Annotated in this window: 18 protein-coding genes and 2 pseudogenes; 8 read left to right on the top strand and 12 right to left on the bottom strand. The window is 44.0% G+C overall.

Annotated elements, in window-relative coordinates:
- Window positions 1–62: 62 nt before the first annotated feature.
- Window positions 63–1,131, bottom strand: a pseudogene (locus FTW16_RS03805) (threonine aldolase family protein).
- Window positions 1,132–1,434: 303 nt separating this feature from the next.
- On the opposite strand from FTW16_RS03805, the gene FTW16_RS03800 reads away from it, so the two are divergent.
- The 3 genes from FTW16_RS03800 to FTW16_RS03790 all read left to right on the top strand — a co-directional run bounded on the left by FTW16_RS03800 (window position 1,435) and on the right by FTW16_RS03790 (window position 5,742).
- Window positions 1,435–2,052 carry an NAD(P)H-dependent oxidoreductase gene (locus FTW16_RS03800; RefSeq protein WP_146490108.1) on the top strand — a complete coding sequence of 206 codons (618 nt, stop codon included), beginning with the start codon at window positions 1,435–1,437 and terminating at the stop codon, window positions 2,050–2,052.
- Window positions 2,052–3,977, top strand: a complete 1,926-nt coding sequence (locus FTW16_RS03795; RefSeq protein WP_146490107.1) for a monovalent cation:proton antiporter-2 (CPA2) family protein — start codon at window positions 2,052–2,054, stop codon at window positions 3,975–3,977. Before FTW16_RS03800 ends, FTW16_RS03795 begins: the two co-directional genes overlap by 1 nt.
- Window positions 3,978–4,518: 541 nt before the next feature.
- Window positions 4,519–5,742 (top strand): DUF819 domain-containing protein, encoded by a 1,224-nt coding sequence (locus tag FTW16_RS03790; protein ID WP_146490106.1) that lies wholly within the window; start codon window positions 4,519–4,521, stop codon window positions 5,740–5,742.
- An 80-nt stretch (window positions 5,743–5,822) separates the two neighbouring features.
- Here the strand turns inward: FTW16_RS03790 and FTW16_RS03785 are convergent, their stop codons facing one another.
- The 3 genes from FTW16_RS03785 to FTW16_RS03775 all read right to left on the bottom strand — a co-directional run bounded on the left by FTW16_RS03785 (window position 5,823) and on the right by FTW16_RS03775 (window position 9,210).
- Window positions 5,823–6,683, bottom strand: coding sequence for a transporter (locus FTW16_RS03785; protein WP_146490105.1), 861 nt, complete (start codon window positions 6,681–6,683; stop codon window positions 5,823–5,825).
- Between the two features lie 192 nt (window positions 6,684–6,875).
- The gene (tdh, locus tag FTW16_RS03780) at window positions 6,876–7,907 is read right to left on the bottom strand and encodes an L-threonine 3-dehydrogenase (RefSeq protein ID WP_123301518.1); all 1,032 of its coding nucleotides are present in this window, start codon (window positions 7,905–7,907) and stop codon (window positions 6,876–6,878) included.
- A gap of 109 nt (window positions 7,908–8,016) precedes the next feature.
- Window positions 8,017–9,210: a glycine C-acetyltransferase gene (locus FTW16_RS03775; protein WP_060981554.1), complete on the bottom strand. Its 1,194-nt coding sequence runs from the start codon at window positions 9,208–9,210 to the stop codon at window positions 8,017–8,019.
- 481 nt (window positions 9,211–9,691) lie between these two features.
- Between FTW16_RS03775 and FTW16_RS03770 the strand changes: the two genes are divergently transcribed.
- Window positions 9,692–10,624, top strand: coding sequence for a LysR family transcriptional regulator (locus FTW16_RS03770; RefSeq protein WP_146490104.1), 933 nt, complete (start codon window positions 9,692–9,694; stop codon window positions 10,622–10,624).
- 83 nt (window positions 10,625–10,707) lie between these two features.
- Here FTW16_RS03770 and FTW16_RS03765 read toward each other — a convergent pair whose 3' ends face one another.
- From FTW16_RS03765 to FTW16_RS03750, 4 genes are all read right to left on the bottom strand, one after another.
- The gene (locus FTW16_RS03765; RefSeq protein ID WP_146490103.1) at window positions 10,708–12,219 is read right to left on the bottom strand and encodes a PepSY-associated TM helix domain-containing protein; all 1,512 of its coding nucleotides are present in this window, start codon (window positions 12,217–12,219) and stop codon (window positions 10,708–10,710) included.
- Between the two features lie 111 nt (window positions 12,220–12,330).
- Window positions 12,331–12,681: a hypothetical protein gene (locus FTW16_RS03760; RefSeq protein ID WP_146490102.1), complete on the bottom strand. Its 351-nt coding sequence runs from the start codon at window positions 12,679–12,681 to the stop codon at window positions 12,331–12,333.
- Between the two features lie 336 nt (window positions 12,682–13,017).
- A complete protein-coding gene (locus FTW16_RS03755; RefSeq protein ID WP_146490101.1) occupies window positions 13,018–13,413 on the bottom strand; it encodes a cytochrome b562 in 396 nt (131 codons plus the stop codon).
- A 156-nt stretch (window positions 13,414–13,569) separates the two neighbouring features.
- Window positions 13,570–14,316: a phosphatase gene (locus FTW16_RS03750; protein WP_146490100.1), complete on the bottom strand. Its 747-nt coding sequence runs from the start codon at window positions 14,314–14,316 to the stop codon at window positions 13,570–13,572.
- Between the two features lie 306 nt (window positions 14,317–14,622).
- Between FTW16_RS03750 and FTW16_RS03745 the strand changes: the two genes are divergently transcribed.
- The 3 genes and pseudogenes from FTW16_RS03745 (at window position 14,623) to FTW16_RS03735 (ending at window position 18,277) form a co-directional block, all read left to right on the top strand.
- Window positions 14,623–17,646 carry an HD domain-containing phosphohydrolase gene (locus tag FTW16_RS03745; RefSeq protein ID WP_146490099.1) on the top strand — a complete coding sequence of 1,008 codons (3,024 nt, stop codon included), beginning with the start codon at window positions 14,623–14,625 and terminating at the stop codon, window positions 17,644–17,646.
- Between the two features lie 19 nt (window positions 17,647–17,665).
- A pseudogene (locus FTW16_RS03740) lies at window positions 17,666–17,920 on the top strand (LysR family transcriptional regulator); the annotation flags it as partial.
- A 36-nt stretch (window positions 17,921–17,956) separates the two neighbouring features.
- The gene (locus FTW16_RS03735; protein ID WP_146490098.1) at window positions 17,957–18,277 is read left to right on the top strand and encodes a heavy metal-binding domain-containing protein; all 321 of its coding nucleotides are present in this window, start codon (window positions 17,957–17,959) and stop codon (window positions 18,275–18,277) included.
- 145 nt (window positions 18,278–18,422) lie between these two features.
- Here the strand turns inward: FTW16_RS03735 and FTW16_RS03730 are convergent, their stop codons facing one another.
- Window positions 18,423–19,679 carry a peptidoglycan DD-metalloendopeptidase family protein gene (locus FTW16_RS03730; RefSeq protein WP_146490097.1) on the bottom strand — a complete coding sequence of 419 codons (1,257 nt, stop codon included), beginning with the start codon at window positions 19,677–19,679 and terminating at the stop codon, window positions 18,423–18,425.
- Window positions 19,680–19,840: 161 nt separating this feature from the next.
- On the bottom strand, window positions 19,841–20,680 hold the full coding sequence (locus FTW16_RS03725; protein ID WP_146490096.1) for a tetratricopeptide repeat protein: 840 nt from the start codon (window positions 20,678–20,680) through the stop codon (window positions 19,841–19,843).
- A gap of 277 nt (window positions 20,681–20,957) precedes the next feature.
- On the opposite strand from FTW16_RS03725, the gene FTW16_RS03720 reads away from it, so the two are divergent.
- Window positions 20,958–21,473, top strand: coding sequence for a cytochrome b (locus FTW16_RS03720; RefSeq protein ID WP_146490095.1), 516 nt, complete (start codon window positions 20,958–20,960; stop codon window positions 21,471–21,473).
- Window positions 21,474–21,612: 139 nt separating this feature from the next.
- Here the strand turns inward: FTW16_RS03720 and FTW16_RS03715 are convergent, their stop codons facing one another.
- Entirely contained in the window at window positions 21,613–22,047 is a 435-nt protein-coding gene (locus tag FTW16_RS03715; RefSeq protein WP_146490094.1) for a hypothetical protein, read from the bottom strand.
- A gap of 47 nt (window positions 22,048–22,094) precedes the next feature.
- Window positions 22,095–22,361 (bottom strand): hypothetical protein, encoded by a 267-nt coding sequence (locus tag FTW16_RS03710; RefSeq protein WP_061017461.1) that lies wholly within the window; start codon window positions 22,359–22,361, stop codon window positions 22,095–22,097.
- Window positions 22,362–22,489: the final 128 nt, after the last annotated feature.

The raw sequence follows: 22,489 nt of genomic DNA, 5'->3' as shown, positions 1-22,489 counted from the left end.
CGGACCAACGGTCTGTATCCATTTCCACTAGATCATTTCTTCCGCAGTCAGCTCTTCTGTAATCAAATCAGCTCTTCGTTAATCAAATCAAGAATGTCGATCAACTCATGATCAGGCAGATTTAATAAGTTATCCCCTACATACCACTCAATTTTACATTGGTTTGGCAATTCGCTAATCGCTGGATTTCCTATCCAAATCTTATGCTTCTTAGCTATATTGTCGCGCAGGATAATGCCATCCTCAAAACTCACGGGTAAATAGAGGTGAAGCATGTTTACTTGGGGTTGCTGCGGGTTCACTTTGAACTGAGGGTAATCTTGTAGGATTTGATAAACCTGTTTGGTGCGTTCGTATAAAGCAGGCATCAGTTCTAATCGCTCATCAAACTGCATTGCAGCTGAAACCACATAAGGCGTTCGATGATAAACATTGCCACCTTGACGCTTCATCCACGCAGATGCTTTCGCTACAAAGGCTTTATCGCCTAGCAGCAACGAACCGCCAAGACCATTGAGACCTTTATACAGTGAAACGTAAGCACTACCGAAACCCTTAGAAATCTCACTGTATGACTTTTGATAATACGCGCCACAAACGCGCACCATCCATATGAAGGTGGATCGATTGTTCTTTGCAGTACTGCTTGATCGCTTCAAGCTCTTCCCATTCAGGTAATTGACCGCCAATTTCTCGCATGGGCAACTCATACAGCGCCGCCGCGATTTCATCTGGCCACGCCTTCAGGTCATCAACAGTCCAAGTGCGAAAAACGTTGCCGACTGGAAGCACGTTGAAGCGATTTTGGAGCTGATACCCTTGGCGTTCATGGCGCATAATATGGCTGGATTCGTGCATCGCCACTACTGGGTTTCTTTTTTCTTGGCAAGCAATCTCTAACGCTGTCGGTTGATTCATTGTGCCAGTAATCACAAACACGGCGGCCTCATAGCCGAGCAAATCAGCCACTTTGTTTTCAAAACTCTCAATAAAATCGCCATCACCATAGGTGTCGTGCGCCACATCATGTGTTTCGCACCATTCAGCCATTTGCGCGAAGGTTTGGGCTGGTGTTGGATCGAAGTGGCCAGAAAGCAGCAAATTACATTGTTGACGCAAGTCCGTGCTCATACCTTTTCCTTTATTCATTGTCGTTCTATGTAGGGTGATTGAATTATTTACGTTAGCCTTCAACGGTGACATAAAGTGCACCTATTCGCTTTTATTATTAGCGAATAATTAGTTTTACTTAGTCATCGGCTGCGTATGCCGGACATACTCAAGTGGACGGATGTTTTATATAATTAAGTACCTAAAAACACACGCATCTAACCAGATAAGTATGGGCTAATTCGTTGTTGTTCAACCATTCTTCTATTATTGTATATCTATAATTCCAATAAATATTATTCGTTAATGGACAAAGAGGGCTATATGTCGAAAAATCGAGTCTTGGTGCTATTCGCCCACCCTTCTCAGCATCGCTCTGAAGCTAACAAACCCTTATTTGAGCAAGCCAAGCGTATTGAAGGCGTCACCTGTGTCGACCTTTATGCTGAATACCCAACCTTCAAGATCAATATCGATCGTGAGCAGAAACGCCTGTTGGACCATGACATCATCATTTTTCAGTTCCCACTATATTGGTACTCAACACCCGCGATTCTTAAAGAATGGCAAGACCTCGTCCTAGAATACGGATTTGCTTACGGCACCGACGGTAATGAACTGCAAGGCAAAAGCTTGTTATGTAGTATCACCGCTGGCGGCAAAAAAGAGGCTTATCAAACTGACGGTTATAACCACTTCACCATCCGTGAACTGCTTCACCCAATTGAACAAACGGCGTCTTTGTGTGGGATAACCTACCTCGCACCATTTGCTCTGTTTGGTTCACGTACCGCTTTGGAAGAAAACCGCATTCAAGAGCATGTCGATAGCTATAAAGTGCTGTTAGAGGCGCTGGTTGCCGGCGACATTAATATCAAAAAAGCCAGCAATGCAGAAAAGCTAAACCACTACGTAGAAGAACTAATGGCAGAGGTTAAATAATGACGGGATATTTTCTACAAGCGTTTATCTACTTAGTAGCAGCTGTCATTGCCGTACCTATTGCCAAAAGGCTTGGCCTTGGCTCTGTATTAGGTTATCTCATTGCTGGTGTTGTGATTGGTCCGATCATTGGCCTAGTGGGTGAAGAGACCACAACCATTCAACACTTTGCCGAGTTCGGGGTGGTCATGATGCTGTTCTTAGTCGGCCTTGAACTTGAGCCTAAGATGCTTTGGGCGATGAGAAACCGTCTTATGGGACTGGGTGGCCTGCAAGTTGGCGGCACTACCGCGATTGTTATGGGTATTGCCCTATTCTTCGGGCAACCTTGGACGATTGCACTCACCATCGGTTTGATCTTCGCACTGTCATCAACCGCGATTGTTCTACAAACGTTCAATGAAAAAGGGCTATCTAAGACAGAAGGCGGCAAGAACGCTTTCTCAGTTCTACTGTTCCAAGATATTGCCGTCATCCCTATGTTGGCGTTTATCCCTCTATTGGCGTTGCCAAAGTTAATCGAAGCAGCACAAAGCGCGGTTGCTTCGGCTTCTGATCACCATGAAGAGTTAAGCCTTGTTGCTGGCCTACCCGGCTGGGCTTATGGCCTTGTGATCACGGCATCTATCGCGATAGTTGTTGTCGGCGGGCACTTTTTGAGTCGTCCACTGTTCCGCTTTGTGGCAAGCTCAGGCCTGCGTGAAATCTTTACTGCAACCGCACTAATGTTGGTGATTGGTATTGCTGCATTAATGAGCCTAGTCGGCCTATCACCGGCTTTAGGTACTTTCCTTGCTGGTGTGGTATTGGCCAACAGTGAATTCCGCCACGAACTTGAGTCTAATATCGACCCGTTTAAAGGGCTGCTTCTTGGCTTGTTCTTCATTACCGTAGGTGCTGGCATCAACTTTGATGTTCTATTCAACGACTTTGGTTTGATCATTGGCCTCACCCTTGGCGTTATGCTTCTTAAAGCCTTAGTACTATTTACGTTGGCGTTGATCTTCAAAATCAAAAACAGTGACCGTTGGCTGTTTACATTGAGCTTGGCGCAAGCCGGTGAGTTTGGTTTTGTACTACTGAGCTTCTCTGCTCAAAACCACGTACTACCTGCTGACATTGTCCAAACATTGTCGCTGGTTGTGGCACTTTCAATGTTCCTAACACCAGGGCTGTTCATTCTATTTGATAAAGTGATTCTGCCGCGTTACGAACAAAAATCGAACGACCGCGAAGAAGATACTATTGAAGAGAAAGGCACCGTTATCATTGCGGGCATTGGTCGCTTCGGCCAAATCGTTAACCGCTTATTGGTGTCGAATGATGTCAATACTGTGGTTCTGGATCACCAAGCGAACCAAGTAGATTTGTTACGCTCCATCAATATCAAATCTTACTTTGGTGATGCGACTCGTCACGACTTATTGCATACCGCCGGAATCGAAGAAGCCGCAATGCTAGTAGTAGCGATCGATAACCAAGACTCAAGTGTTGAATTAGTGAAGTACGTTAAACACACCTACCCTAAAGTGAAAATCTTAGCCCGCGCATTCGACCGTGGTCATAGTTATCGCTTACGAGAAGCAGGTGCAGATTCTGTAGTGTCCGAAACTTACCACTCTGCACTTGAAATGGGAGCAGAAGCCTTGCGCTCTTTAGGGCACCACCCATTCTTCGTCGAGCAGCAAAAATCGACGTATCAACGTGTTGAGAGCCGTAAGTCTGAAAAGCTTTACCAAGCTTGGTCTGAAGCGGAAGAGAACCCGCGCTACGACAACAACTATCGACAAATCTTCATTCACCTTGAAGAAGCAATGAAAGAAGATATGAAAAAAGACCGTTCAGACAAGCACTCTCGATCTGAACGAGGTTGGACACCGCCACCGAAAGGTTATGCAGATGGCTTTGAGGAAGAAGAGTCCTAAGCAGAACTCTAAATAACGGCGCTAGATAACCATACTAGGCAACCATCAAAAGCGGCTATTTAGGCCGCTTTTTCTTTCATCTCCCCCCTACAAAACGTCAAATGAGCATAAGTATCAGCTGCTGAAACTCGTAATCCGAGAGATTTGTGTGATCTAGCTAAAATTTTTAATTTCTGACCACATAGCAAAAGTGGATTCAATTTTTACATTATTGAAACATTCCAACCCTGCATAAACCACACCATAAACATGGCTATATATGCACTCATTCCTGCCATTCAAGCATCCACCCAATTCATAGCGACCACTCTCTAAGGCTTGAATTACATTGCATATATCTAAATACGTCGCAAAAGATCCAATAAAACCATTCACAAGACAAATAAATAACCCACTGAATTCACACACTTAAACCATTAAAATTAACACAAATATTTCAAAGTATGTCTATCGTTACAATTTGTAACGATTAGCAGTTATCGGTATAGTCCTGCAATTCAAAAAGTGAGACCTTTGCGCTCACCTTAAAGGAGATATAATAATGATTACTAACGATGCTGTAATAATGGGCATGTTAGCTGTTATTCTTGGCGGTGTATTTATCACGGAAAGTAGCCAAAATAGCGCACTGAAAAAATTCTACTCGTTCGTTCCGGGTCTATTGCTCTGTTACTTTGTTCCTTCTCTATTGAACAGTTTAGGCATCATCGACGCATCAAACTCTAAGCTATACTTCGTTGCGAGTCGTTACCTATTACCAAGTGCACTAGTTCTTCTGATCATATCAGCAGACCTACGCAAAATTTTTGGTCTTGGCTCTAAAGCCGTCATCATGTTCCTAACGGGTACTGTCGGCATCATCATTGGTGGGCCTTTGGCGATTCTGATTATCGACCAAGTCAACCCTGACCTTGTATCTGGCGATGTATGGCGTGGCCTTACAACAGTAGCTGGCTCTTGGATCGGCGGCGGTGCAAACCAAGCCGCCATGAAAGAAGTGTTCGAGGTTGATGACCAACTCTTCTCTGCAATGATTACAGTTGATGTTATCTGTGCAAACATTTGGATGGCCGTATTACTTGTCATGGCAGGTCGTCAGAAGAAGATTGATGCATGGCTAAAAGCAGACACATCAGCTATCGAAGAGCTAAAAGAGACGGTTTCTAAATACCAAGAAGAGAACGCTCGACCAACAACTACTACCGATCTAATGAAGATCGCTGCAATTGCCTTTGGTCTAACAGGCCTTGCTCACTTCTTCAGTGACCTAATCGCACCATGGATCTCAACGAATGCTCCAGAACTTGCGAAATACAGCCTTACATCTGGCTTCTTCTGGCTAATCGTTATGGTAACAACGTTCGCGTTGATCGCTTCGTGCTTCAAATCGACACGTAGCCTTGAGCACAGTGGCGCATCGAAAATTGGTTCAGCGTTCATCTATATCCTAGTTGCTACCATTGGCATGCAAATGGATGTTACAGCCATCTTTGACAACCCTGGTTACTTCTTCATTGGTATCACATGGTTAACTATCCATGCCCTTCTGATGATTATGATGGCGAAGCTAATTCGTGCACCATTGTTCTTCATGGCTGTAGGTAGCCAAGCTAACGTAGGTGGCGCAGCATCAGCTCCTGTGGTTGCAGCTGCATTCCACCCTGCATTAGCTCCGGTAGGTATCTTGATGGCGGTACTGGGTTACGCACTTGGTACATACGGTGCTTACATCTGTGGCCTCATCATGCAGGCTGCTGCGGGTTAATTGAAGCTCACTAACCCAATAACACAAAGGCAGAACGATGATCGTTCTGCCTTTTTCATTTCTACTCTTTCACACTTAAATTAATCAAGTAAAGACGCCAGTTTATTTTCCACCACAGGGCTAATATTAAAGCTCAACATAAAGTCTGGACGCGTCTTTTCATCTTTCTCGATATAGTAATTCGCTTCAATGCCCAACTTCCAAGGGCGTCCGTTCAGGACAGCAGTTTTACTAACGCTGATATTTAACGGAATTTCCGCCTGATCCTTATTCCAGTCATACGAGAATGTCGGCGCAGAGCCTACCGTCCAACCGCCTCCTAAGATCTCCACCCAAAACACTTGTGTCGACGTCCTGTTGATTCGAGTATCAGAATGATCGGCTCCGTCTCCAGACACGCCATATAAGTGGTTTGGGAATATGCCTACAACTCGCTCACTACTCGCCTTCCCGAACATGAACTCAGGCCCGATAGCAAATTGATCCGCCGTTAAGTCACCGCTGCCCGTAGGCAACGAAGCAAAGAGACCGAAAGCGACAATAGTACCGCCCTCCATTTTAGGTGCATAAGCTAAATCAAATGAGATGTCGGTAACGCCAGACTGATCCATACGCTGCGAGCTTGCTGGTGTATCTACATGGAAATCATTCTGAACATAAGAGATAGCCGGACGGAAGATTACTTTATCTCCATTATCCATAGGAAAAGGCAGTGTCGGCTGCAATACGGTTGCGAAAGTATCTCCTCCACCATCGTATCCACCTGAATACTGGAGTTTTAAATTGAGGCTAGCGTAAGCTGTGTTTGGGTTTGCAAGTTCCTTTGCTGCCTGCTCTGCTGCTTGATCGTTTTCGGATTTCGAAATGTCGACCTTAGCGCTAGCAAAATTCGGCGTTAATAATATTCCAGTTATTATCAGTGCAAGTGGTTTACAAGCCATGAGTCCTCTCTTCAATAGTAAAACAATAAGGTGAAACTGCTTATTAAGTATTTTAGAGATTACTGCGCAGCAAAATGGCCATTAAGTGACAGAGAGGTGAGTTGATCGTAAGTAGAATTTAGATACAAAAATGCCTCAAATTTCTTTGAGGCATTTAGATTTTGGAATTAACTCAGGGTTTCCCCTATCAGCTTATTCCCAATCAAGGATTACTTTACCAGACATACCAGAGCGCATCATGTCGAAGCCTTTCTGGAAGTCGTCCACTTTGTAGTGGTGAGTAATGATTGGTGTTAGATCTAAGCCAGATTGGATTAGTGAAGCCATCTTGTACCAAGTTTCGAACATCTCACGACCGTAGATACCTTTGATAACCAAGCCTTTGAAGATTACTTGGTTCCAGTCTACTGCCATGTCTGATGGTGGAATACCTAGTAGAGAGATCTTACCGCCATGGTTCATGTTAGTCAGCATGCTGTTGAACGCAGATGGGTTACCAGACATTTCTAGGCCTACATCGAAGCCTTCAGTCATGCCAAGATCAGACATTACGTCTTCTAGCTTCTCTTCCATCACGTTTACTGCGCGAGTCACACCCATTTTCTTAGCAAGATCTAGGCGGTATTCGTTTACGTCAGTGATTACAACGTGACGAGCACCAACGTGCTTAGCAACAGCAGCAGCCATGATACCGATTGGACCAGCACCGGTAATTAGCACGTCTTCGCCTACTAGGTCGAAAGAAAGCGCTGTGTGTACTGCGTTACCAAACGGGTCAAAGATTGATGCTAGATCGTCAGAGATTTCTGCAGGGATCTTAAATGCGTTGAACGCAGGGATCACAAGGTATTCAGAGAATGCACCAGTGCGGTTAACACCAACACCTGTTGTGTTACGACAAAGGTGAGTACGGCCGCCACGACAGTTACGACAGTGACCACATGTGATGTGACCTTCACCAGATACACGATCGCCAATTTCAAAACCACGAACTTCTTGACCGATGCCAACAACTTCACCCACGTATTCGTGACCTACTACCATAGGTACTGGGATTGTGTTTTGTGACCACTCATCCCAGTTGTAGATATGTACGTCTGTACCACAAATTGCGGTTTTCTTAATACGGATAAGAAGATCATTATGACCCATTTCAGGTTTTTCAACCTCGGTCATCCAGATGCCTTCTTCAGGCTTAAGCTTAGAAAGTGCTTTAATTTTCATAATGTTACCTAGTTCATCTCGCCTAACTGTAAGGCGAGAATCAAAAATCTATATGTTCTATTGGGTGTTGCTCTACCTAATTAAAGGATGCCGTGGCACCCCTTTAAAATTAGATGATGCCCATGTCTTTACCAACTTGGATGAACGCATCAATTGCGCGGTCTAGCTGCTCACGAGAGTGTGCAGCAGACATTTGCGTACGGATACGAGCTTGGCCTTTTGGTACTACAGGGAAAGAGAAACCTACAACGTAGATGCCTTTCTCTAGTGCGCGCTCTGCGAATTCAGCCGCAACTTTTGCATCACCAAGCATGATTGGGATGATTGCGTGATCAGCACCGCCCATAGTGAAACCCGCTTCTTCCATGCGAGTACGGAAGTGAGCAGAGTTATCCCATAGTTGAGTGCGTAGGTCGCCAGATTCCGCAAGAAGGTCTAGAACGCGAATAGACGCAGATACGATTGCAGGTGCAACAGAGTTAGAGAATAGGTATGGACGAGAACGCTGACGTAGCCAGTCGATCACTTCTTTCTTACCTGAAGTGTAACCGCCTGAAGCGCCGCCCATTGCTTTACCAAGTGTACCAGTGATGATGTCGATACGGTCTACAACGTTGTGGAACTCGTGAGTACCCGCGCCGTTTTCGCCCATGAAGCCCACAGCGTGAGAATCATCAACCATAACTAGTGCATCGTACTTGTCTGCAAGGTCGCAGATAGCAGGAAGGTTAGCGACTACGCCGTCCATTGAGAACACGCCGTCAGTTACGATAAGCGTGTGACGAGCGCCAGCTTCTTTAGCTGCGATAAGTTGCTGCTCTAGCTCTTCCATGTTGTTGTTCGAGTAACGGAAGCGCATTGCTTTACATAGACGAACACCATCAATGATAGATGCGTGGTTTAGAGCATCAGAAATGATTGCGTCTTCTTTACCTAGAATCGTTTCGAACAAACCAGCGTTTGCATCAAAACAAGATGTGTAAAGGATAGTGTCTTCTTTACCTAGGAACGTAGAAAGCTTTTGCTCTAGTTCTTTGTGAGAATCTTGAGTACCACAGATGAAACGTACTGAAGCCATACCAAAACCGTGCTGATCCATGCCATCTTTAGCCGCTTCGATAAGAGCCGGGTGGTTAGCAAGACCTAAGTAGTTGTTTGCACAGAAGTTTAGTACTTCTTCACCAGTCGAGATAGAAACCGCTGCTTTTTGTGCAGAAGTAATAATGCGCTCAGACTTGTAAAGACCTTCTTCTTTAACTTCTTCGATTTGAGTTTGAATCTGTTGGTAAAATGCAGAAGACATTGTCTCATTCCTTCCTAGTTATTATTCAGCAGCATCGCGCGCCGCATTATGTAGGGATATAAACGATCTCAACACGATCATTTACACTGTAAAACTTATGCCTATATTCTAGTTGAACATGCCGGATCCGATTATCCCTTTAGTTGGAAAAACATTAATGAATCACAGGCATTAATCATTATTCATCCCAGTGACACAGGGCACATTAACGCCCTTAGCTTTCTCTTTTAAACGCCAAATCTCCTCTAATTTCCCTATAATTTCGCTTTCATATCAAATCTCAATTTTTAATATCAAAACGATATAGTGATCAAAACCGGCTTATCTCATAATGAGCACCAGCAACGCCGCTATACAGATAAGCTTCAAACACATCAATCTATCAGAGCAATCACACTAAGCAATTAATGAAATTGATTCACAAATCAAAGTAAATCGCTCACAATCACTTTACGCTCATCGCCGAAACTCGTGGATACTTATGGTCAACCCTAAACTCATCGCCCTACTTCCAGATCTAGCCTCATTCATTTTAGTGGTAAATGAAGGGAGCTTTACTGCGGCAGCAAAACAGTTAGGGGTGACACCTTCAGCCTTGAGTAAGCTCATCACTCGCTTGGAAAAAGCACTGTCGGTGAAACTGTTTGAACGAACCACTCGTACCCTTATCATCACCCAAGCAGGCCAATTGGTATACGATCAGAGCGTGGTGATGATCAACGCGGCGCAACAAGCCGTTGAGCTTTCAACCTCCGACCATACTGAACCTGCGGGCTCTATAACGGTAGCGGCGCCTGAGGCGTTCTTAAACTCAGTGCTACAGCCTTTTGTTGTTCCATTCTTAAGTCAATATCCAGAGATCCAGCTCAAGTTAAGAGCGGCTGACGGCGACATCGACATATTGCGCCAAGGTATCGACATTGCGTTTCGCCTTACCGATAAGCCCGATGAAAGCTTGGTTTTGAAAGAGCTTGGAAAGACAAACCTCGTGTTATGTGCGAGCCCCTACTATCTGAAAGCCAAAGGAGTTCCAAGCCACCCAACAGACCTTTCTGAACATGACTGTTTATACCTTGCAGAGACAGACAAAGACCACATTTGGGACTTCTTGAAAGACGATGAGTTTCACACTGTATCCGTCAGTGGCCGTTACGCAGTTAACCACTCGCAGATGCGACTAAAAGGTGTGAAAGAAGGTCTAGGTGTCGGTATTTTCCATGACTTCGTGATTCAAGATGCATTGGCTGAAGGCTCTGTTGTACAGGTATTGGAAGATTGGACTATCAAGAGTAATTACCATGGTGCTATCGCAATGCAGTTTGCTCAAACCAAGTACATGCCAGCCCGATTGCGTGTATTCATTGATTACGCGATGGAACACTTGGGTGACAAGCTGGCAGGAGAAATAAACTGATACTGAAAGAAATACATAACGCTGCAAGCATTGTGTGAATGATACAGATCCTCTCAAACTGAGAGGATCTGTATAGATATTGATTAGCTTAACGCCATCTTCAGTTTCTCAACGCGTGAAAACAACAACCAATCCGATAGCATTGCTGTCACGATAGTCACACCCGCGAGTGGAAACAGCACTGAAATAACAACGACAGTTACTAAGCCTACTTTCCATAGGCCTTCGTCACCAAACTTCGGTGGCGTGCCAAGCTTTCTTTGACCTGAAGGCCTGCGCATCCACCACATTACACCGCCAGTCACTGACACAACAATGAACGCCAAGCAAAACAAAGCATTTAGAAGCTTATTGATGATACTGATGTCACCTTGGTGCAATGAAATACCAACCGCTAACGTCTTGGCGATGAAGTTGTAATCTTGCCAGATCACTTCACCAAGGATACGACCTGAGTATCGGTCTAGATGCGTGGTGCGATCCTGAGTTGGATCGATGATGTCACCGCCCATAGTATTCGCTGTCACTGTGTAAACACCCGTTTCTGAGCGTGGGAAGTTCACCTTGTATTGCGTGAAACCGAGAGATCGTGCTTTTTCGATGACATCATCAATACCAAAGCTGCCTGCTGCAATCACATGTTGAGAGTGGTCTTCCCCCATCTTAGAGTGATCATGAGGTTCAGATGCCTCTTCCACGTGGTGTACATGCTCTGCAGGCTTATCTTGAGACAACGGCAGTGGTGTTTGTTCTAAGTTCCACGGCAGTTCTTCTTCTGAACCGTGGTTAAGCGATGCGTGCGTCTTATCAGACAGCGGTATATCATCCCACATTTGAGCAGGGAAAGTGCTCCATGCTTGGACTAACTTGCCGCCCCAGAAGCCCGTCCACGCCAATCCTGAAAGAATAAACAACAGCAGGATAAGAGATAACGTGCCGCCAATATTCGCATGCAGGTCACGCATCAGTACACGTGACCCTGATGACACTCTTAGCTTAAGAAAACCAGCACGGCTAGCGTTGTCTCTCGGTAGCCATAAGTAGATACCGCTGATAAGAAGCAGAATCGATAAGCTAATCGCCACTTCAATAAGGTAATCGCCCCAATCACCGATTAGTAAGGTGCCATGAATATCATTCATGAGTTGATAAAGGCTATCGCTGCGCGGAATCTCTCCGACCACTTCGCCAGTGTATTGATTCACGGTGGCGAAAACGGACGTTCCGTCTTCAAGTGATACTGAAAAACGGTTAGCGAGATTAGGTGCTTTGCTTGGAACAAACTGCGTCACCGAGCCTTGTGGGTATTGCTCCTGCACTGCGGCTAACTGCAGTGAAGCCTTGACGGGTTTACCCGATGCAGCAACTTCAATCGCATCGCGATGGAAAGCCAATTCAATTTCATCATCAAACAACATCACCAAACCAGTAATGCTCAGCATTAACATGAATGGGATAACGAATAGCCCAGCATAGAAGTGCCAGCGCCATGTGAGGAAGTAGAGGAATTTATTGCGGTCTTTCGTTTTTACACTGCTTGCTGACTGCGAATTAGTTTGTGCTTTCGCAGAGGCTTGAGATTCATTTCTCAACATTATTATTTCCTTTGACACGCGCAAACATACCTTCTGAAAAATCAGAAAGTAATCGGAGCATGTTTAACTTTACTTAATACTATATTTTTTAATTGTTTTAATGGGTTAGGTTTAAGCAATATCAAAGGGAGGGCCGCGTGGAACTTGCCTCGTGTAGCGTTCGCTTAGAGCCAAAAAAGCGTAGCTGTCGGAGACAATAGAACTCAGTCGAGTTGTCAGTAGTGTAGTTGGAAGTTCATCTTGGTGAAACGTGGAAAAATGGCTAAACGGACACGGTTTTCCTTTGTGTGTGTTTGGTTCGCCTTCCTCAATTTGAACCAGTTCAAAACCGTTGACCGTACATAACGACGCCCATACTCCCGCACTATTACCATGAGCATTGATAACAGGCATTAATGTCACTAGCACCCAGCTTAATGCTGTAGCAAGTAACATGGAGAAATTGAACGAAGTTCGGCGCATTATTCCTAATCTTTATAAATTTCCCTTATTATGAGGCACTTGTTATATAGGTAAACGTAAAGATTAGCATCAGGTTAAAAAATTGAAGCTAACGCACACTCTATTTAGTTAAAAACTGGTTACAACAGAAACACTAATAAAATATTACACACCTCAGTGCATCAAACTGATTGGAAAAAAGACAATTAAAAACGCCGCTTATATTTTCCCTGAAAAAGGAAATATAAGCGGCGTTTTAGAAGTTGAATTTTGTTATCTACTAACTTGTTTTGGTAACTCTAGCGAACAAGATAGCTATCGGCAGTGATAGATAAGCAAACTCAATTGATTAGCAAATTAACCGAAGATTTTGCTCCAAATACTTGGGTTACGCTTCTCATGGTACTCTTCACGAAGGCCGTCAATAGTACGAAGTTCTTGCTGTGCCGACTCGAAGTCCCCTTGGTCTAGCTTCTGCTCAATGCTATCCAATGATGCACTGATCTTTTTGAAGCCTTCCATGAAGTTATCTTCTTTCTCTATTGGGTAAACACCCGTTTTCAGCTCTGCCACTAACGTATCTAAACGAACAATAGGCTTTTGCATCTCTTCAATGCTTTGAGCTTCTGCCGCTTGTTTGAACGCAAGCTTCATTTCTTGCATGTTTTTCTTAAGGTCTACATTAGCAAATGCGTTGCCAGACAATACTGAAGCAGCGATTAAACCAGATAAAAGGATTGAGCGAGTTTTCATTGTTTCTCCAAGTGAAGCGGTCTCTTTGAAGTTAGAGCCATCATTACTGTGGCACTTCGACTTTATTATTTTCCGGCTAGTGTATACAAAAATCCGTCACGCACAAAAATTGATTGTGTCGAAATGCAAACTAGCTAACTAATAACAGACGATCAATCACTCAAACCCCGAAAACTCAACGATAGATTCACGCCCACGTATAGCTAAAAATTCTAAGAATTGCTGTGGTGAATGAGTGATCACTTTACTCGAATCTACACCCACTTCATCTAACAATGCAGCGACTAAGTCCAAGCCACCGACATCTAAACAGAAATGCGCGTCGCTGCCTGTAGTAATAAACGCACCCTTCGCTTTCGCTATTCTTGCAATCTCATAACAGCGGTCAACGCTGCCAACTCGGCTATTACCTTTGAGTGTGGTGTTATTAATCTCGATTGCTACGTTATATTGAACTGCGCATTCAATCACAGCTTCAAAATCGAAATCAAAATTTGGGTTCCCTAAGTGGCCAAGTGCATCGATTCGACCGCCCTTAATCACATTCAACAATGCCTCTGTATGAGTTGCGACATCCGATGGACGAAATACTGGCTCGTGGAAGCTAGCAATCACCCAATCCAAGTTCTTATCTACACTCGGATGGATATCGATTTCTCCTTGAGTGTTCATGATATTCGACTCAACACCACGGATGATGGCAACCTCTTCGATAAAACGAGGAAGGACACGTTGGTTGCTGAAGAACCAATAGTGTGGAGCACCAGGCATTGATTCTGAATGGTCGGTGGTACAAAACATGGCTAAACCATTTTGCTTTGCCGACTTGGCATTTTCGATCAATGTGCTGTAAGCATGACCACTTGCGTATGTATGAGTGTGAGTATCTACTTTGAGTTCCATGAATCAATGCCCTCTTCGCTTGGTCAAAAAACGTTTTTCAGAAAGTGACTCTGAACTTCTTTCTGGAAAGGAGTGTCTGCATCTTTTTCTGAAAAGAAATACCTAATGGCAGCAATGCGACCAGTTTATCAGCTGAAAGTGACAATTAGCACCCAAACATAAAGGTTTATTATTCATTCCTTTAGACAACTCAAAATAACGCGGAGAGCCCGAACTTATCCGCAATGAACTCAGTAATTACGCCAATTTTTTGCAACCTACCCAAGTTCGTCAATACTTAAACCAGTTCACAAGTTGGAGTGTTAGATGAGAAGAAGACGATATCCGCTGAGTATCCACATCACTAGCCTTTTCTTAATTTTGACCACTCTTGTCGGTACCGTACTGATTTCGATAAGTTATCGGCACTCTCAAGAACTGCTTTTAGGCACCGTGCGCGAAGTCAGTAATGAACATCGCGATAAGCTGGAATCGGTATTTAAACAAGCTATTGCCCCAGTCATCACAACCTTAAACGTGATGGCAGTAAGCCCGTTTGTTACTCATCAAACCTCCTCCGTCGAAAAAGAATCTTGGCTTGCTTCGGTCGATATCATCTTCAAACAAAATACCAATTTAGTCGCTCTGTTCTATGGCTCTGAAGATGGTAATTTTAGAATCTTTCGGCCTCTGAGTTCCATTAAACAGAGAGCCGACAACAACGCTCCCGCCAAAGCGACAATGATGGTCAGCAGCACCAACCTAGATGGTGAAAACTTTATTAGCTTTCTCGATGGCGCACACCAAGTGATCAGTACCCGACAAGACGAGAGTAAGTTCAACCCTACGACTCGACCTTGGTTTCGTAATGCAAAGCCTGACGGCTCAATACAACTTTCTGAGCCCTACCTGTTCTATTTCCTGCAAACCAATGGCATTACGCTTTCTAGACGTTCTTTGGATGGCAAGCATGTCGTTGGTGCCGACTTCACGTTGAAATCTCTCTCTTCCCAGATCAGTGAATTGGCCTACTCTCCGCAAACTCGACTCGCCTTGTTCGACCAACATTTTAATCTTCTCGGTCAGCATCAACTTGATCTATCAATTCCCAAGCTTACCTCCCAGCCTAATGACACAAGTGAAATTGAGAAAACGAATAACCAAGCGACGGGAAAACTCTCTGGTAGTGAGCAAGACCTAAGCTTCTTTAATGTGCCCAAACGTGAACAGATGGAAGCATTGAAAGCTTCCGTCATAGCGCCGCTTATCTCTGATGAAGAGAAGTTTAACCTCAACCTAAAAAACGTTGAATATAACTTAAACACTTGGGCATTAACGCTAACGCCGGTTCAACTCACTCAAAACGTCACCTTATACTTGGCAGAAGCGACGCCACACAATGAGCTGCTCGCTGATCTTATCTCAATGCGAGACAAGCAAGTTGCGGTCGCGATTGGGATGTTGTTCATCTGCTTCGCTATCGTATGGTTTGTTGCTAATCGACTGTCTCAGCCGCTTAATACGCTGATGCAACTCACCGACAACATCGCTCGATTTGACTTCAGGCGTACTCATTATCCCAAAAGCATGATTCAAGAAGTGGCTAACCTCGCCCATTCGATTGAGCTGATGGAACACACGCTTCATGATCTGATAACACTACTTCGAGACACTGCAGGTAATCAGGAATTTTCGATCTTAGCCAAGAATATTGCTCACCAAAGCTATTTAATTACCAAAGCAGAAACCATCGTCCTTTTCACCCAATCAAAAGAGAAAGACGTGTTTGATACTGCGGCTAACCTCGCCATTATTCCCTTTAAAGCCGACATTAATGACTTCATCAAACATACCCCTTGGTTGTTGTGCCAACTTAAATCTGGGGAAACCATCCACTTAAACCGAGAAGACAATGTTCTCAACTATTACCAAGATTCGATCTTCAATTCAGATCTGTACCTGTTTCCACTATTAAACCGTGAGAAGTTGTTGGTGGGTATCGTCGCAATTGGTTATGAAAGACCGATTACCAAGATGCAGGCAGACAAGCACGCCTTCTTACGAGAACTGCTCAGCTTTGCGGAAATAGCCAAAGATAACATTGACCAAATGCAGCAACAGAAAGACATGCTGAATGCCTTTATCGAGTTGATTGCATCAGCGATTGATACCAAATCACCTTACACGGGCGGGCACTGCCAACGAGTGCCTGAACTGACCAAATGGCTGACTCAAGCAACCATTGATGATGACCGTTATTACCCGAAATTCTCATTGGATAGTAAACAGTGGGAAGAGTTAATGCTCGCCGCTTGGCTTCATGACTGCGGCAAGGTAACCACACCTGAGTATGTCGTAGACAAAGCTACAAAACTTGAAACCATTTACGACCGAATCCACGAAGTGCGAATGCGTTTCGAACTGTTAAAACAACAGGCTGAAACCGACTATTGGAAAGCCATAGCGAACGGAGCGCTTCAAGAGGATCAGCTTAAGACCCTCGAACAAAGCTTGTCAGAATTGGATGAAGAATTTGCCTTCGTTGCTGAGTGCAACCTTGGTGGAGAGTCGATGACGGACGAACAACTAGAACGCTTAGACCGAATAGCCAAGCGCCAATGGAAACGAACACTCGACGATCAGCTAGGGTTATCTTGGTCTGAAAAAGAGAGATTCAATGAACAACAAGACACGACAGAGGAGAGTGGAGCTGAGCCAGCAAGAAAAGACAAAATACTACCGGTGATGGAACCGCTACTTGCCGATAAGCCTGAGCATAAAATACCGTGGGACAATGGCTTTAGCCCTGCTGATGTATGGCAAGAAGCGTTTGTGCTTAAGCCAGGAGAGGTCAAATACAACCAAGGTGAACTGCACAACTTGAAAGTTCGTCGTGGCACGTTAAACGATGAAGAACGTTTCATGATCAACGATCATATTATTCAAACCTTCACCATGCTTAACAAGCTGCCTTATCCGCCTTACCTCCAGAATATTCCGGATATTGCTAGCGGACACCACGAACGTATCGATGGTAAGGGTTACCCGAGAGGCTTAAACGAAGACCAGTTACCTCTGCCGTCCAGAGCGATGGCCATTGCCGATGTATTCGAAGCGCTCACCTCTAGTGATCGCCCGTATAAGAAAGGCAAACTCCTAAGCGAATCACTCAACATCATGACCGACATGGCCACCAGCGGTCATATCGATCCCAAGCTGTATTTGCTGTTCTTAGAAAACAAAATCTACGACAAATACGCTGAGCGATTCCTAGAGACTAAGCAGCGTTGTGAGATTGAACCAAACCAACACATCGACCGAGTAAAAGAGCACATACGCTCATTATTTTAATCTTAAGATCTCGCTTTTAGCTACGATTCACTCACTTGGGGTATTAATCAGCCCCCACTTGTTTGTGAAAGATGACATCAGTCATGGCATGCTGGTTGAGCTTGGCGAGCCAGTCGCTAACCCACACCAAGATTTCTACTTTGTTTGCCCAAAAAACAAATTAAAACAAGAAAGTGTGCTAAAACTGAGAACATGGTTGAGGCATGAATTCACGCGCTCAGAGACAACACGGAGCAATGACATTCAAGAACAAGACCGAACTATCAATCAATAAGCGAGTAACAACTCAGCAAGCTTACAAGAGGCCATTATGATTATTACCACCACACAATCAATCGAAGGCAAGCGCATTGTCGATTACAAAGGGGTTATTGCTGGAGAAGCTATCCTAGGGGTTAACGTTTTCAAAGATATGTTTTCGGGGATTCGTGACTTTGTGGGTGGACGTTCTGGCACTTACGAGAAGGAATTGGAAAAAGCACGTAACTACGCATTCAAAGAGTTAGAACAGAAAGCGATTGAAGCAGGTGCTAACGCGGTGGTCGGTGTCGACATCGATTACGAAGTTTTAGGAACAGGTAATGGCATGTTGATGGTATCCGCAAGCGGCACAGCGGTTGTCGTCGCTTAACTAAGTAATAAAAAGACAAATAGCCAAAAGCCAAGCTGCTAAAACAGTCGAGTAAATAACTTGTCTGCTATTCCCTTCCCATTAAGCGGGAAGGGAAAATCAACGGTCATTAGCTATCGGCTATATGTGTAATGGCCACCATAAATCAGCTTGCACTGCTCTGTTGATCTGTAATCAAACCATCAAATGCAGCAATTCGGGTAAGGAACTCTTTCTTATTTTGAGGAAGAATAGAACTCGCCATTGGAAGTTTAGCCTTCATCGCATCGACCGCCCTACCACGCACCAACACTTCAAAGTGTAAGTGAGGCCCTGTTATACGGCCTGTTGCGCCAGAGAGCGCTATTTTCTGGCCACGCTTAATCTGCTGCCCTTTCTTAACTAAGAAGCGGCTCAAGTGAAGATAACGGGTCGTATATACGCTGTTGTGTTCAATCACCAAATATTTACCAGCATACGGGTGGTCACGAAGTGCCACCACACGACCATCACCTGTTGAATAGATAGGTGAGCCCACAGGGGTCGCAAAATCGGTACCATTGTGCGGTGAGATTCGCCCAGTTACGGGGTGTCTTCGTGTCGGATTGAACGAAGAAGTGATTCTTCGGAATTTTCTGTCGACCGGGTATCGATCAAAGGCTTGCTCTAGACTATTTCCCTCTCTGTCGTAGAAGCGCCCATCAGGTGCTAGAAAAGCCGCCACTTCTCGGTTTCTCAACTTAATGGAGATCCCTTGAACTTCCGTTTTTCCTGTAAGGTGATCGTCTGTGTACTGCTCATTAACCAGCACATTAAAGCTATCACCGGCTCTGAGCTCTCTAGCGAAGTTGACTTTGTCTTTTAGTGTGCGGGTGATATTGGCTATCTGGTTAGTAGTTAACCCCGCTTTATAGGCTGACGTTGAAAAGCTGCCATGAACGCTGCCCTTATAAAGCTTTTCCTTCCATTCACCAGGCATTTCATGGAATTGGTAGTTAAAGCTTCCATCATCATTTTTCGTAAAGACAGCTTGCTCTACGAGGCTTTCATGGAAAATCAGCTCAACGAGTTGTTTAGAGTCACTATCCAACAGCAACTCTAGATGATCACCAGGCTTTATTGTGTCGAGTTTCAAAGACTCCAGATCCGCCTCCATTACCTTTTGAACCGTTCCATAAGGCAGTTTCCATGACAAAAATATATTGCTTAGCGTGTCACCAACTTTCACAAAATAATGAACTTTGACCAAAGAGTTGGGAGTCGGTTGCAAATCGACACCTCCCTCATCATTCGGTTGAGAGCCTTGATAAGGTGTGATTTTGATAGAGATTTCTGGTTCTGGTTCGGAGTGAAAAGAGAGCAAAGAAGCAAGGAAAAATGCACTGATAGCAATAACGATCAGGCCAATACGGAGGAACTTCATAAAATACTTAGCGGTTATAACGAGGAACTTAAAAAGTGTTATAACATAACAATTCAATCAAGAAAATAAATGGAATGTAAGAAACCATAGCGCGATAGGTGTGAAAGTATGGTGAGCGTGCAAAGCCCACCACCTTAGTTAACACGGATCTTTACCTCACATTACTCTTCACGAAGTGCTTCGAAGCGTTCTAAGCCGCGCAGCATTTCAAAGTCAGGTTCATCAGCCAATAGCTCTCTCATTGAGCCACTTGCTTCAACTGAGCGCTCTAAGTCATCGATCGCTTGACCTTCAGCACCTAACCTTGCGTAAGCACAAGCACGTTGATACAAGGCGTGAGCGTTTTGATCGTCCACTTCCAACACGCGATTACATAAGCTCATCGCCCAGTGGTATTCCTGCATGTCCATTGCGGCATCGGCTTTGTAAGTTAGTGCTTCCAAATCACCCGGGCGAACTTTTAAGATCTCATCGTAGATTTCAATTTTTTGCTCGGCAGTTTGAGCATTCTGAGCCCTCAACCATAAATTATGAATTTCATTGATGATTTCGATTTCTCGGTTGTTCTCAGAGATGATTCGAGTCTTACGCTTCAGATCCCTTTCAAGAACGTTAAACTTCTTCTCATAATCTTGGGCAATGTCGTTGAGTCGTCGGTCAGCCATCTCTTTGGTGGTGTGTTTCAATTCTTTGAGTGATTGCCAACCCACCAATGCAATAAGAGAAGCTACACCAGCAATAATGTAGAAGAAATACGTCACGGTCACATTGGCATAGTTCAACGATTTATCCGCTACTGCCAATTCACGATCTGTCATCTGAATGGTGAGACGCCTTTCAAGATCCTGCTGTTCCATTCGTAGTTGCTTCAACTCATCCAAGATATAGCGTTCCATCAGCGGTCTATCCAAATATTCCTGTTCAGAGTATTTATCCTCTTCGCTTGCAAAACTCATCGAGCTGAACACCGAGATAACCACAACCAATAAGATTCGAAGCATTATACATTCCTTATATGTTTCATCTTTAAGCTAACTGTATCTTGTAATAGGTATACAAGCCAGGAAGTCGACAAACTTGGCTTGTCCGCATTGGAATTAACACTCTAAAACATCATTGATAATTATAAAACACCTGAAGCAACATCATTAATTTCTAAATTATAAAAATACAGCGTAATACTGTTCTATATAATTAATTCGCGATGCGAATATACCAAGAGTTGATTTATTGCATCGAGATGAATTTTATATTAATAACGATCAGAACGAGGTTAATTTGAATAATCCACGATACGATTTAGTAAGCCGTGTACTGCACTGGGTAATGGCTTCTGTAATCATCTATGCAACAATTGCAGGGTATGTGATGCACTATGTTACCAGTCATCCAGAGCTGTTTTCTTTTCTGTCGGTACTCAATATGTCATTGGCGACAGTGGCAACACCATTGTTCGTGGTTCGTTATGTCTGGAGTCACTTCCGGTCATCGCCAACCATGCCAACTTCTGTGCCTGAAGGGCAAAAATGTGTAGCGAAGCTTGCACACTCTTTGATGTACCTTACGATGTTTATGGTCTTCAGTACTGGTTACTTAATGCTAAAAGAACCGTACTCTTTATTTTGGCTAGTGAGCGTAAATAATCTAATTACTGACTCTGCAATCAATGGCTTCTTTTTTTATTTACATCGTGCCAGTTGTATTGCCCTAGCCTGTTTAATTGTGCTGCATGTCAGCGCTGCACTTAAACACCACTTTGTCTCTAAGAACTATGTTTTGAAGATGATGCTTTAGGAATTGGGGGCGAGCTTTAAGCACTAAAAGTGTTGTCCAAAGTATTCGAGGCGACCATATAACATTAAGAAACTTAATGTTGTTTGCACAAACAAAAAAGCCATAACATGTTCGCTATGGCTTTCTTATTTCAATTCGCTTACTTGGCTTGGGTATCAAGCATCACTTGCCAGTATTCACATTTTGCCAAGAACTCTTTTAAATAAAGTTCTGGGTTAGCAAGCTTCTCGCCGCCTTTAACATCGGCGCCAGTCACTCGCCAAAAGCAACGAGTTACCAAGTTTCGATGATAAATAAAATCGTTGAGTTCATTTTTCGTCAAAGGAAGCTGCTCACCAAACGTCTGTTCGTATAGGCTCAACGTAGAGGCTTGTTCACTTGGCTTCTCCCTTAAAAAGGTATCCAGATCCAAACCTAATGACTGTTGCTGCTCTTTTGATAAGGCTTTAGCTAATTTAAAGATCACAGTAAACAGCGCCAGTTCTACTTTTTGTGATGCTAATAACGACGCCCCCAAAAGTGCATGTTCATTGGATACGTGTTGCTCTGTTGATGAAACGGTAGCTGTTGTCACTGTGTTAACCTCAAATAGTCATAATGGATGTTACGGAGCAATTCCAGTTACGCGCTTTTGCTAAGCTGGATTCGTTCAGCATCAACAATCATAAAGCCAGTTGCGTCTTCGCTCTTCTCTACTTGTACTAAACCTTTAAAGCCTATTTGCGACAACTTTTTCGCAAGGTGCTCTGGTGCTGTTTCAAAAACAACCGTCATAAAAGGTAAGTGCTCTGCGTCAACAAAGCCATGCTCGTTAAACAGTTCCATTGCTTGAGATAAATGGTCTGAATCGGTTAATTCAATAATTTCTACAACTTCTTCCAACAACATTTTCGATTCCATATTCGCCAGAAAGTGACTGACACAAGCACGCCTGTTTGCTCGCATACACCCCGATGCCCGAAGACACCCCTTTAGTAGTAGAGAGATCATAACATATTAATGATCGTAAATTATGT

Origin of the sequence: Vibrio sp. T20 (assembly GCF_007858795.1) — a bacterium.
GTDB classification, from domain to species: Bacteria; Pseudomonadota; Gammaproteobacteria; order Enterobacterales; family Vibrionaceae; genus Vibrio; species Vibrio satsumensis.
This window is presented reverse-complemented; position numbering and strand designations above follow the sequence as displayed.

Bases quoted from the DNA above. Each gene is read 5' to 3' on its own strand.
- FTW16_RS03730 (WP_146490097.1), bottom strand. From the start codon at position 19,679: ATGAAGTTCCTCCGTATTGGCCTGATCGTTATTGCTATCAGTGCATTT.
- FTW16_RS03725 (WP_146490096.1), bottom strand. From the start codon at position 20,680: ATGCTTCGAATCTTATTGGTTGTGGTTATCTCGGTGTTCAGCTCGATG.
- FTW16_RS03735 (WP_146490098.1), top strand. From the start codon at position 17,957: ATGATTATTACCACCACACAATCAATCGAAGGCAAGCGCATTGTCGAT.
- FTW16_RS03750 (WP_146490100.1), bottom strand. From the start codon at position 14,316: ATGGAACTCAAAGTAGATACTCACACTCATACATACGCAAGTGGTCAT.
- FTW16_RS03755 (WP_146490101.1), bottom strand. From the start codon at position 13,413: ATGAAAACTCGCTCAATCCTTTTATCTGGTTTAATCGCTGCTTCAGTA.
- FTW16_RS03745 (WP_146490099.1), top strand. From the start codon at position 14,623: ATGAGAAGAAGACGATATCCGCTGAGTATCCACATCACTAGCCTTTTC.
- FTW16_RS03760 (WP_146490102.1), bottom strand. From the start codon at position 12,681: ATGCGCCGAACTTCGTTCAATTTCTCCATGTTACTTGCTACAGCATTA.
- FTW16_RS03785 (WP_146490105.1), bottom strand. From the start codon at position 6,683: ATGGCTTGTAAACCACTTGCACTGATAATAACTGGAATATTATTAACG.
- FTW16_RS03800 (WP_146490108.1), top strand. From the start codon at position 1,435: ATGTCGAAAAATCGAGTCTTGGTGCTATTCGCCCACCCTTCTCAGCAT.
- FTW16_RS03795 (WP_146490107.1), top strand. From the start codon at position 2,052: ATGACGGGATATTTTCTACAAGCGTTTATCTACTTAGTAGCAGCTGTC.
- tdh (WP_123301518.1), bottom strand. From the start codon at position 7,907: ATGAAAATTAAAGCACTTTCTAAGCTTAAGCCTGAAGAAGGCATCTGG.
- FTW16_RS03790 (WP_146490106.1), top strand. From the start codon at position 4,519: ATGATTACTAACGATGCTGTAATAATGGGCATGTTAGCTGTTATTCTT.
- FTW16_RS03765 (WP_146490103.1), bottom strand. From the start codon at position 12,219: ATGTTGAGAAATGAATCTCAAGCCTCTGCGAAAGCACAAACTAATTCG.
- FTW16_RS03710 (WP_061017461.1), bottom strand. From the start codon at position 22,361: ATGTTGTTGGAAGAAGTTGTAGAAATTATTGAATTAACCGATTCAGAC.
- FTW16_RS03775 (WP_060981554.1), bottom strand. From the start codon at position 9,210: ATGTCTTCTGCATTTTACCAACAGATTCAAACTCAAATCGAAGAAGTT.
- FTW16_RS03770 (WP_146490104.1), top strand. From the start codon at position 9,692: ATGGTCAACCCTAAACTCATCGCCCTACTTCCAGATCTAGCCTCATTC.